The organism is Streptomyces sp. NPDC056160 (assembly GCF_042268205.1).
Classification (GTDB): Bacteria; Actinomycetota; Actinomycetes; order Streptomycetales; family Streptomycetaceae; genus Streptomyces.
The window spans coordinates 16,715-28,994 of the sequence record NZ_JBHJUW010000113.1; the positions used below are offsets into that span (position 1 = coordinate 16,715).

Consider the following 12,280-nt stretch of genomic DNA (forward strand, 5'->3'; position numbering starts at 1 on the left):
ACGCAGCAGGAGCCCCGCCGAGGTTTTCCTCGACGGGGCTCCTGCCTGTACTGCAAGAATGCCAGCTGTGCGCTTCGGAGGCATTACATCGCCTCGACAGCTACCTCAGGAGACGAAAGTCCGACTGCGGCCTACGTGACTTCGATGTCGAAGCAGTCCCGGATATTCGGGAGTACTTCCGCAGCAAAACGGACCGCTTGCTCTTTTATACGGACGACGCTTTCGGAGTCGATTTCCCCTGTGGCCGACCGGGCATCCAGTACGCCTTGCTCTTCCTGGACTTCCCGACTCTCGAGCGGGCCCAACGGAGGAGCAGGGTCGCCGTACCGGGTGATGACAGTCTTGCTCCCCCCCAGTCTGAAATCGAGGATGGACAGCATTTCCCTCAGAATCACAGAGGAGGCATGCACTCGCTCCGGCGAGGGGCGCAGCGCAGTTGCCATCGCATTGCCGACCAGCTCCAGGGACCGGGCGGCAAAGAATTCCGGGTAGGAGGAATCAAATTGATCCGCTTGCGACTCCTCCCCCAGCTCGTCCAATGTTTCGGCGCATTCCTCGGCGACATCCTCACCGGATGCAGCAGCCCAGATCAACGCGAGGGAAGATTCGAGCCACTCAAGCTCCTCCTCGGGTCCGAGCGCGCGATAAAATGCGGAACCACGCTCCGCAATCGCAGCTGCTGAAATTCGCAGGACTGCCGCGGAAGGATTCGAGAGGGGCACCGCCCCGGGATCTTTCTGAGTCATCATTCAGTCTCCGCTACCCCAGAAGATGGTGTACTCCGAGTTTTGTGGCTGATGCCCTCGAAATCCCTTTCCGCCCAGCGTGATGCCGAATACGTGATCGTTGAGCATCGGGCTGCAGGTGTCCACACAGAAGTTGCGCGAGGCGGCACCAAACACAGGGTGTTCGTGCGCGGCCAGACTGTTGAGGATGGCCTCCTCGGCGTGTCCGGCCCCGCGCACGAATTCTTCGCCCTCCCGCAGGGTCCATGACGCCGGCATCGGGGCATCACCATTGATGCCGATACGGATCGAGTATTCCTTTGTCTTTGAATTGAATACTCCGATCACCGCCGTGGTGGCCGAATTGTAGCCGCGGGTTGAATTGAGTTCCTCCGCGCGGTCCAGGGCCAGCATCGCATCGTCTTCGGTCCCGACGCCGCAGTTGTGAACGAGTACGGGTGTGGCGCCTGCCAGCACATAGTACGTGTGCAGGTCGGACACCGTCATGTTGTGGACGGTGGTCCGCTGGACCGTCCAGCGGTCGATCGCCGTGATCTGGACGTACGTGCCCGAGCTCGTCCGCAGCCACTCGCCGGCCTTCAGGTCGGTGGCCTTGATCCAGGCGTGGAGTCCGGGGACCCAGAAGGGGTGGCCGTCGGTCGCGGTGACCTGCGCCGTCTTCGTGCCCTTCGTGCCGTCGGTGTCGATCGTGACCCTGACCAGGTGCTTCAGGCCCTGGCCCCGGATCTCGGCCGTGACCGTCTCGATCCGGGTCTCCCCCGTCTTCGGGTCGGTCGCGACGACCTTGTCGCCGGCCTTGACCTTCTCGATCGGCTTGGTGGAACCGTCGGCCATCGAGACCTTGGTGCCGGGGACGAAGCTGTTGCACGTCCCGCCCTCGCCGCCGGCCTTGCCCGAGCCGCCGCTGCCGCTGGTTCCGCCGTTGCTCTTGGAGGAGCCGCCGGACTTGCCGCCGGGCTTGGAGCCGCCGCCTGAGCCGGGCCTGCCGCCACCTCCGCCACCGCGGGTGTGGGACGACACCTTCGGGGCCGCCTTGGCCTGAGCCGCCTTGTGGCGGGAGTTGCCCGTCTTCCTGGCGGCTTCCAGTGCCTTGTCGGCGGTTCTCTTGGCTGCCTCGGCCGCTCTCTTCGCGGCTCGTTGCGCTGCCAGCTTCTTGGCGCGCTCGATGGCGAGCTTCTTCGCCTTCAGCGCCGCGGCCTCGGCGGCCTTCGCCGCCTTCAGGACGATCTCGGCCGCCTTCTTGGCGGCCTTGAAGGACTCGACCGCCTTGATGGTGCGCTTGACGGCCTTGACGACGGACGGGATCTTGCCGAGCTTGGTCCACGGAATGGCGTCGACCGCGATGCTGACGCAGGACCACATGCTGCCGCCGAAGCAGGCCATCGCATCGTTGATGCCGATGAAGTCCTTCAGCGTCTCCCACGCCACGGACAGGATCACCGAGGTGAGGGACTTGCCCTGCATGGCCTGGGCCTGGGCGACCTGTGCCGCGGACAGACCCGCGCCCGCGAGGGCGGCGGCCCGCTCCGAAGCGGTCAGCGAGATGGCCAGGCCCGTCGGATCGGAGAACGTGACCGGGTTGTTGTGCGCGTAGGAGTAGCCGTTGGACTGCTGGACGTCGTTGAGGTCCACCACCGGGTCGGCGGACAGGAAGCGTCCGACGACGGGGTCGTACAGGCGGGCGCCCAGCGGCTGGTAGCCGGAGGCGTCGTCCCGGGTGGCGCCCAGGAAGCCGGTGTGGCTCTGGAAGTTCACGCCGGCCGTGTCCGCGCCGCGCTGGTTGCCGAACGGGTCCTGCTTGCGCAACCGCACCGACATCTCGCCGCCGAGGTAGACCTCCGCGTACGTACTGCCCTGATGGTCGCTGGTGAGGGCGACCAGGCGCTCGCCGGCGTTGCCGTTGGCGTAGCGCATGACCGCGCCGCCGGGGGCGTCGTAGGTGCGCTGGGTGTGGACCAGGACGCCGCCCTGCTGGACGGTGACCTCGGACTCACCGAGGGACAGGGTGGCCTGCTTGCCCTGGATGGTCAGCAGGCGTCCCCCGTCGGGGCCGTAGATGTAGCGGGTGTCGTTCTGCGGGAACCACAGCTGGGCCGCCTTCGTGCTGTCGCAGGCGGTCAGCACGATCGGGGTGGAGTCCGCCGCGTTGGCGTCCTTGACGGACAGGCACAGGCCCGAGGCGACATGCGTGAGCTGCCCGGAGGCGTTCCGCTTCAGCTCCTGCCCGGCCGATCCGTCGCACTTCTGCAACTGGACGGCCGACCCGGTGGTGTTGCCGACCGGCTGCAGGCACCACTTGCCGTAGATGGTCAGCGTGCCCCGGTCGGCATCGGTCTGCGTCGCACCCGGAGCGGGGACGAAGCGCCAGCTCTGGGCGGGTGACGTGTTGCAGGAGTACAGCTCGGCCGGCCGGCCGGCGGCCGTGACGCCACCGGTCAGGTCCAGGCACTTGTCGGCGAGACCCACGTACGGGGTGCTGCCGCCGCTGCCCGCGCCCTTGATCCGCTCGACCTGGCCGTCGTACGTCCAGGTCAGCTCCTGCTTGTCGCCGTTGTGGACGGACGTGACGGACTTGGTCTCGCCGGTCAGCTCGTACAGGCGCTCCGCCTCGGCCTTGACCTGCGCGCCCTGGGGCGTGGTGTAGGCCTTGGACACCTTGGTCAGCGTGCGCGGCTGGGTGCCGTCCGCCTTGCCGTAGGCGTAGGTGGTGGTGGCGTCCTTGGCGGTGGCGCCGGTGAGGTCCTTCTCGGTCAGCTTGGTGCGGTTGCCGAGGAGGTCGTACTCGTACTCCTGCCAGTAGCCGGAGTTGTCCTTGCCCGCCGCCACGTTGAGCGTGCCGTCGCTGTTCTCCGGACCGGTGCAGGAGCTCTGGTCCTTGGAGGTCCAGGCGGTCTTCAGCTCGCCCAGCGGGTTGTACACGAAGCACTGGCGCTCGTCGACGCCGGTGGCCGACTCCTGGATGGAGGTGACGTTGCCCGACGGGTCGTAGGTGTACGACCGCTTGGAGACGAGGTTGCCGGAGACGAGGCTCTTGTCGTCGCTCTTCTCGCGGTAGACCTGCTGGTCCTTCAGCTCACCACTGGACTCGTCGAAGGTGTTCTGCGTCCAGACCCGGTAGGGCTGGGCGCCGAGCGTGGAGCGCAGCACCTGGCCGTAGGGGTCGTAGACCGTCTCGGAGCCGTACCAGTCCTTGCCGGAGATGGAGAGGGGCTTGCCGTCCTTGTTGTAGCGGACGACGAGCTTCTCCTGGGCGAGCTTGCCGATCTTCGGCAGGGTGGACTCCTCCAGCATGCCGTTGTCGGCGTACTTGTAGGAGTACGTGTACGACTGGTCCAGGCCCCAGGTGGAGGCCAGGGTGCTCGGCAGGGTCAGCGTGGTCGAGGTCGGCTGGTAGTCCTTGGTGTAGCCGTCGACCTGCTGGGTGTACGCCTGTCCGTCGGTGTAGCGGGTGGCCGCGTGGGGCATGCCCTTGCCGCCCGGGGCCAGGTCGTAGGTGAGGGTGGAGAGCAGGGTGCCGGAAGCGTCGTTCAGGCGCTGCTCGGTCGGCCGCGACAGCTGGTCGTAGCCGTTCCACACGACGGTGCCGCGCGCGTCCTTCGTGGTGAGTACGCGGTCGTGGTTGTCGTAGGTGGTCTTCCTGGCCCCGGTGTTCGGGTCGGTGACCGTGTCCGTGCGGCCGCGGTGGTCGTACGTCCACGTCCACGGGTGCGCGGAGTCGGCCGAGTCGGTCGCCTTCACGAGCCGGCCGCGCGGGTCGTACCGGTACTTCATCGACGTGAAGCCGCCGGGCGCGTCCGCGTTGAAGGTGTCGACGCGGGAGGTGCGGCCCAGCGCGTCGGTGAAGACGCGGTAGTCGGAGGTGCCCTGCGGGTTGTCGACCCTCGACCAGTCCAGGCCGTACTCGTAGCGGGTGGCCCGCTCGGGGACCTCCTTGGACTGGGTCTCGCCGGTCAGCGGGTCGGCGACCTTGAGGACCGGGGTCTCCTGGAGGACGCGGCCGGAACCGTCGTAGGTGTAGCGCGTGATGTTGGGGACGGCCGTGTCGGCGAGCGGGGTGAACAGCTCGCCGGGCTCGGCGTCGTAGGTCAGGTAGGCGTTGTTGGTCTGCCAGACCTCACCGGAACTGTTGTACAGCGTGTCGGTGATCAGCCGGCCGCCGCCGTCGGCCTCCTCCTGCGTCTGCCGCTCGCGGCCGAGGCCGTCGTAGAGGGTGACGGAGGTCTCGATGCGGCCGTTGTACCCGCGCGAGGAGGTGGTGACGTAGGACGGCTTGCGGTCCTCGCCCTCCTTGTACTTCGGGACGGTGTAGACGGCGTGGAAGTCCGGCACGGCGTCGGCTGCGGGGGTGCGGTCCGCGGCCCAGGCGTTCTCCAGACGGCCCAGCGGGTCGAACTCGGCCTGGGTGACGTGGTTGTTCGCGTCGATCGTCTTCGTCGTGCTGCCACGACCGGGCTCGACCTCACGGACCTCGGACTGGCCGAGGGCGTTGGTCTCGGTGACCTTGAAGACCTGGCCGGTGGCCGGCTCGTAGGTGATGGTGCCGGCGGTCTTGTGGTCCTGGTCGGTGGTGCGGGTGACGCGGCCGGCGGCGTCGAACTCGGTCGTGCCGTCGGACTGCCAGCCCGTGCCCTCACCGTTGACCGACCAGGTCTCGGACGCCTCGCCCTTGGTGGTGTCGGCGAGCGCGGCGCCGTAGGCCTGGCCGTCGTAGGCGGCTCTGTTGCCGCCGCTGAGCGTCGACAGGTCCGAGAAGTCGGCCGCCGCGCAGGTCGTCGGGGAGACCAGGACCTGCTTGGTCAGGCCGATCAGGTGCTCCGCCGTGTTGTGGACGTACTCCGACTTGGTGCAGGACTCGTCGCCGGTCCTGCCGGTGTCGCCGAGGGATTCCACCAGGACGGGCAGGCCGTAGGCCGACTCGTACGTCGTGTGGGTCTTGACGACCCGCTCGGTTCGGGTGTCGTCGCTGTCGGTGCCGGAGGACTTCGTGTAGGCGATCTCGTCCGGCTCGGTGACGCGCCAGGCACGCAGCGGGTCCAGGCCGTCGTCGCGGTCGCGGTGGGCCAGTTCGGTGGCCTGAGGAACGGTGACGGAGCGGGAGACCCAGTCCGTGTCCGCGTCGGTGGCGTTGTCGTAGTCGAGCTCTTCCGCGACGCGGCCGGCGAACGGTTCGCGGTCCTTGGCGATCTCGGCGCCGGTGATGTCCTTCACCGACGCGCTGTCGCCCATGCCGCGGAAGAAGCGTGTCACCGCCTTGGACCGCTTCGAGCCGATCGACGCGTCGTCGGTGCCGGTGATGACCGTGGTCTGCTCGACGCCCGCGAACTGCGAGTACGTGCGGGTCGACTTCTTGGTGAACTCGGTGTCGGCGAGCTTCCAGGCCGGGTTCTTGTACGCGTAGGCCGTCTTGGTCGCGAAGGCCCCGTCGACGTTGGGGAGTTCCTCGATGGAGTCGACGACGTACTTGTGGAACCAGTCGATGTCCTCGACCTCGGGGTCCGGGGACCAGAAGGCGGGGTAGCACAGCCGCGTGTTCGCCTTCAGGGCGGCGGTGTCCTTCTTGCCCGGCAGGTCGGTGCCTGCGGCGCAGTCGCCGGTGGGCTGCTTGTAGGTGACGACGGTCTCACCGCCGTACTCGTTGATGACGCGCCCGATGCGCTGGCGGGAGAAGCCGGGACGCGGATCGTCCGGTCCCCGCTGCACCCGGTTCGGCATGTCGTCGGCGTTGGGCTCGAAGCGCACCGCGTTCAGGTCGGCGCTCTTGTCGGTGCTGCCGTTGCGGGCGTAACCGGTGCGCTGTACGGACTCCAGCCACAGTGCCGTGTTCGGGCCCGACTTGAGGACGGGGAAGCTCTGGGTGAGCGTGTAGCGGTCCACGACCTGGCGGGCACTGGTGTCGGTGCGGCGCTGCGCGGAGGTCTGGATCTGCACCAGGCGCTTGCGGCTCCAGAAGGAGGGGCCGGCGTTCCAGCACTTGGTCTTGTAGGTCGAGGTGACCTTCTTGCAGTTCAGGTCGGCCGGGGTGTCGTACCAGATGCGGTACTTGCCCGGGTCCTTGTCCTCGAAGTTCGCGTCCGAACAGGTCAGGTCGCCCTCGGGCAGGCAGCGTTCGGTGACCGTGAAGTTCACCCGGGCGGCAGCGGTCGCGGAGAAGAGGGTGTCCCTGCGCTGGCCGTAGTCGATGTGGTCGAGCCAGCCGTCGCGGTCGTAGGAGACCGGGGCCTTGAAGTCGAAGTTGCGGGCGTAGTAGTTCTGGTCCTTCTTCCACCACAGGGACATGGCGTTGCCGTGGATGTCCTCGACGTAGTCGAGGTTCCACCGCCAGCCCTGGGTGCAGGCGGAGTGGGCCCAGTCACCGGCCTTGTAGCAGTCCTCGCCGTCGTGGTTGCCGTAGACCGGCACGGTGAGCACCGAGTCGGTGGTCGGCTGGCCCGCGGTCCAGTTCGGCAGCTTGTTCAGGCCGAAGTGGTACTTGGTGCCGTCGCGGGTCGTGACGACCCAGTACTCGCCCTTGTAGGCGCCGTTGCCGTTGCCCGCGTCGGTGAGGCGCTCGATCTTCGAGCCGTCGCCGTTGGCGGTGAACCACTGCTGCTTGTCCTTGTCCCAGACCAGCTCGGTGGTCATCCCGCCCAGCGACAGGGTCGCGTTGTCCGAACCCCAGCACAGGTCGGCGGTGCGGTGCGTCTTGTTGTTGGAGCCGGCCTTCTTGGAGTCCTCGCGGCAGTTGGCGTACGTCCGGGTGATGGAGCCGGGGTTGTAGTCCCAGCCGTCACCGATCCAGGAAGCCTGGTTGTTCGTCGCCGAGGTACGGCCGTCCACCGACTGGGAGGAGTAGCCCAGGGAGATCTTCGGCATCGGGCCGCCGGCGGTCTGCGGCACCTGCACGTCGTAGGAGTACGTGAACGCGCCCGAGGACGAGCCCGCCGCCCACCCGCCCGAGGACAGCAGCGGGGAGGCGGTGAAGTCACCGGTCGCGGAAGCCCCCGTGTCCATCGCGCCGACGACCTGCGGACCCGAGGCGTCCACCACGGGCAGCACGTCGCCGCCGCGGTACGAGGCGGTGCGGGCCGAAGCGCCGGAGGGGGTCGTGCCCGCGTTGCCCGCGAGCAGGTTCCCGACCGGGACGGAGCCGGTGAGGATCGTGCGCCGGCCGGTCTTCGCCGCGGCCTTGTTCTTCGTCGGTGCCTTGGCGGCGGCGACGAGCTTGACCGAACTGCGCAGCCGCTCGGGCCGCTTGTCGGTCTTGCCCGACATGGTGGTCGTACCGCCGTCGGCGGCGCAGTCGCCGCTGTCGGGGGAGTCCATGACGCAGTTGGGCAGCAGGACCAGGCCGAAGCGCTCGGCGGCCTGGGTACCGTACAGGTCGGCGAAGCCGCTGGTGTCGACGTCGATCGCGACCTGCGCGGCCGGATCGGCGTCGGCCGGCGGCGTGACCTTCATGATCATGCCGGAGACGCCCGCGTCCTGCGAGGTGCCCGGCGCGGCCAGGTCGACCTTCCAGTCACCGTCGATCGCGGCCGGGTCCGTACCCTCGGGCACGCCCACCGCGATCGGCAGGTCGTCGACCGGGACCGTGGTGCCCGGCGTGGTGTCGGCCGTCAGGGTGGCGACACCACTGTCCTGCGTCCACGGAGTGACCGCGTTCGGGCTGTAGGGATCGACGGGAACCTCGGGCGCGGTGGTGAGGTTCTTCTCCGCCTCCTCGTCCGCCTTGAGCGCGGTGGGGTCGGGCAGGTCGGGGAGCTTGACCTCCTCCCGGCTCATGCCGGGGCGGGGTACCGCCCACGCCTCCGTGCCGAGACTGCTCACCAGCAAGGCCGTGGACAGCAGAAGGACGGTCGCCGCGCGGCTTTGCCGGCGGCGCCGTCGTGGTGACTCCGTCATCGCCGGGCGCGAGCGCCTCAGCCATGACGGTGGACTTTGAGCGCGCATACGCGTCGACCCCACCAAGGCATACGAGAAAAACGACAGATGGAGTCCGCACCCTCTGTCATGCCCGCCACACAATTCAAGATCGTCTCAGGATGGTTCCAACAACTGATGTGATCCGCGTCACCGGACAGGAGTCGATCGATCACCATCTACGGGAAACAAGTCGACAACATCCCCCATATCCACCCCTAGGTCGCGCACCGGGTGATCAAAAGCCGCACATGGCACACCGTCAAGGAGTGATCAACTCCTCCCCATGCGATCGTCACGACTTCATAAATTCTTCACACGTGGACTGGCTGTGCAGATCATGTGATCGTTTGCGCGCCCATGCCCATCCGCCCAGGTCCACACGGGAGTAGACCGCCGCCGTGTCCGCGCCGCATCGTTTTCTCAGCCCCTTCGTGCGCACGCGCACCAGGCTGGCTCTCACCCTCGGCCTCGTTCTGGCCGCCCTGATTTCAGCTCTGTCGCCGTGGTGGCAACCCGAGGGGGCGCCGCCCCCGCAAGCCGGCAAGGCCACCGCCGCGCGCCCGGCGTCGACCGGCCCCCGCGACGAAACGGCCGCCCAGGCCGAGGCCAGGCGCACCCGCAAGCAGGTCCTCGTCGAGACCGCCACGACCGCCACCTCCCAGACCTGGGCGCAGCCGGACGGCAGGCTGCGCACCGTCATCACGGCCACGCCGACCCGGGCGAAGACCGCGACGGGTGCCTGGGCTCCGATCGACAACCGGCTGCGCCGGGTGCAGAACGCCCCGCGCGACCTGGGCGTGCAGCCCGTCAACGCCGCCCGGCCGATCCGCTTCTCCAGCGGCACCAAGGGCGCCCACGCCGACCGCTCCTTCGCGCGCCGGCCGCTCGCCGACGGCCCGCGGGCCCGCGAAACGGTGCTGGCCGAGGTCGACATCGACGGGCACACCGTCGCCTACACCTGGCCCGGCGCCCTGCCCGAGCCCGTACTCGACGGCCCGCGCGCCCTGTACCCCGAGGTGCTGCCGGGCGTCGACCTGCTGCTGGTCGCCCGTGAGGAGGGCGGCTTCGCGCAGTTGCTGGTCGTCAAGGACAAGGAGGCCGCGCAGTCCAAGGCCCTCGCGACGGTGACCTACGGCCTGCGCTCGGCCACGGCCCGCTTCCGCCACGACGAGAGCGCCGGCCGAGTACTCGTCCAGGACAGGTCCGGCAAGGAGATCGGCTCCATCCCGACCCCGTTCGCATGGGACTCCGCCGGCCGCGATCCCGAGCTGGACGAGGGCGAGGGCAGCCCGCGCACCTCCGTCGCCACCTCCGCCGACGTGCTGAAGCTGTCCGGCCTGACGGGTATCGAGCCCGGGGCGCACAGCGCCCCCGTACCCGTCGAGATCGAGGGTGACGGCACCTCCAGCGCACGCCTCGGGCTGCACGCGGCCAGGACCGGCCTGTTCACGGCCGCCGGCACGAAGTACCCGGTCTTCGTCGACCCGCCCCTCAACACCGGCTGGCTCGCCTGGACCGTGGCCTACAAGCCCTACCCGAACACCAGCTTCTGGGACGGCACCAACTTCTCCTCCGGTACGTCCGACGCCCGCGTCGGCCACGAGAGCGACACCGGCGGCACCGCCCGGTCGTTCTGGCGGATGAACTTCAGCAGCGGCATCAAGGACGCGACGATCTCCTCGGCGCACTTCAAGGTCCTGAACAACCACTCCTGGTCCTGCACCAAGCGTGACTTCGAGTTCTCCCTGACCGGCCCGATCTCCTCGGGCACCACGTGGAACAAGCAGCCCAGCTGGTCCACCGTGCAGGACAAGAAGTCCTTCGCGCACGGCTGGTCCTCCAGCTCCTGCCCCGACGACTACGAGAGCTTCGACGTCAAGGACGCCGCCCAGAAGGGCGCCACCGGCGGCTGGTCGAACCTCACGTTCGGGATGAGAGCCACTCCCTCCACCGCCGAGTCCGACAACCAGACCTGGCGCAAGTTCAAGGCGACCAGCGCCACCCTGGAAGTCGTCTACAACCGGGCGCCCTCCGAGCCCACCGGCGGCAGGACCACCCCCGGTGGCGCCTGCTCCGTCGGCGGGTCGGGCGTGACCGTCGGCAAGACCAACATCGTCCTGTCGGCCACGGCCAAGGACCCCGACGGCAACCTGCAGAAGCTGCAGTTCCGCTTCCGGAAGACCGGCGGCACGGTCCCGGCCGTCACCGAGGTCACCCCGAACGCCGGCGGCACCGCCACCATGACCGTCCCGGCCACGTTCCCGCTGGAGGACAAGACCACCTACTCGTGGGACGTGCGCTCGAAGGACTCCGACGGCCTGGTCTCCACGTTCTTCCCGCCGGGCACCGATCCGTGCCGGATCACTATCGACGCCAGCGCACCCAACCAGCCCGCCGTCGACAGCACGGACTTCCCCGAGGCCACGAGCAACCAGGACAACTGGTCGGGCGTCAAGTTCGGCGGCAAGGGCGCGGTGACCTTCACCTCCACCGGCGCGACCAAGTTCCGCTGGTCCATCGAGGGGAACAACCCCGTCGACGTCACGGCCACGAACGGCTCGGCCACGCTCAGCGCGCTGGCTCCCGCGCACGCCGGCCCCAACACCCTCCAGGTGTACGCCTACGACGCCGTCGGCAACGTCAGCAAGCGCACCGACTACACCTTCTTCGTACCGCCGCGCGACCAGGCCGACGGTCCCATGGACGCCACCGGCGACGCCAAGCCGGACCTGGTGATCGTCGACGCCGGCGGCAACCTGCGCAACTGCGTCGGCGGCGACGACGGCGACCTGTACAACTGCCTCACCGCCTCCTACGACAGCACCAGGAAGGCCGACGAGCAGCGCGACCCGGAGGGCTACTGGTACGACCCGGCCACCAAGAAGGCCGCCCTGATCGCGCACTACCAGGACGCCTACCCCGGTGACGGTGCCACCGACCTGTTCGCGGTCTCCCCGGACGGCCGGTTCTGGCTCTACCCGGGCGACGGCTACGGCAGTTTCGACGTCACCAAGCGCCTGGAGGTCCGCCTGCCCTCCGGCACCCCGGCACCCTCGACGTGGACCCAGATCAAGGCCGTCGGCGACATCACCGGCGACAAGCTGCCCGACCTGGTCCTGCGGGCCGGCGCGCAGCTGTGGACGCTGTCCGGCTACACGGGCGCGACCTTCCAGACCGCCACGCTGATGAACGACGACGCCTGGGGGCGCCGCGAGGTCGTCAACGTCGCCGACATCAACGGCGACAAGACGCCCGACCTGCTGTGGCGCAACCTGGACAACGGCAACATGTACGACCGCCAGGGCAAGCCCGGCCCCGTCGCCGGCAGCGTCTCCCTGGACTCGCTCAAGCTGGCCGCCAACTCCCTCACCGGCAAGGACGAGCCGTACGGCACCAGCTGGACGGAGACCAACGTGCCCACGGCCATCGGTATCCCGGACGTCAACGACGACGGCATCCCCGACATCTGGGCCCGCCTCGCCTCCGACGGCGCCACGCGGATCTACCATCCGTCCCGGACCAACACCAACGCCCCCGTGCGGATCGTCCTCACGGTGAACTGGAACACGGTCAAGGCCTTCGGCTGACGCTCCTCGCAGGGCCGGGCCCCGGCCGCCCCCTCAGGGGTGGCC

The 12,280-nt window shown here is 68.6% G+C and carries 3 protein-coding genes; 1 reads left to right on the plus strand and 2 read right to left on the minus strand.

Annotated elements, in window-relative coordinates:
* Positions 1-131: 131 nt before the first annotated feature.
* Together ACFC02_RS31490 and ACFC02_RS31495 are read right to left on the minus strand one after the other, a co-directional pair.
* Positions 132-749 carry a hypothetical protein gene (locus ACFC02_RS31490; protein WP_376364738.1) on the minus strand — a complete coding sequence of 206 codons (618 nt, stop codon included), beginning with the start codon at positions 747-749 and terminating at the stop codon, positions 132-134.
* Positions 750-8,507: a ricin-type beta-trefoil lectin domain protein gene (locus ACFC02_RS31495; RefSeq protein ID WP_376364747.1), complete on the minus strand. Its 7,758-nt coding sequence runs from the start codon at positions 8,505-8,507 to the stop codon at positions 750-752.
* Positions 8,508-9,046: 539 nt separating this feature from the next.
* Between ACFC02_RS31495 and ACFC02_RS31500 the strand changes: the two genes are divergently transcribed.
* The gene (locus tag ACFC02_RS31500; protein WP_376364741.1) at positions 9,047-12,235 is read left to right on the plus strand and encodes a DNRLRE domain-containing protein; all 3,189 of its coding nucleotides are present in this window, start codon (positions 9,047-9,049) and stop codon (positions 12,233-12,235) included.
* Positions 12,236-12,280: the final 45 nt, after the last annotated feature.

Bases quoted from the DNA above. Each gene is read 5' to 3' on its own strand.
- ACFC02_RS31495 (WP_376364747.1), bottom strand. From the start codon at position 8,507: ATGAGCCGGGAGGAGGTCAAGCTCCCCGACCTGCCCGACCCCACCGCG.
- ACFC02_RS31490 (WP_376364738.1), bottom strand. From the start codon at position 749: ATGATGACTCAGAAAGATCCCGGGGCGGTGCCCCTCTCGAATCCTTCC.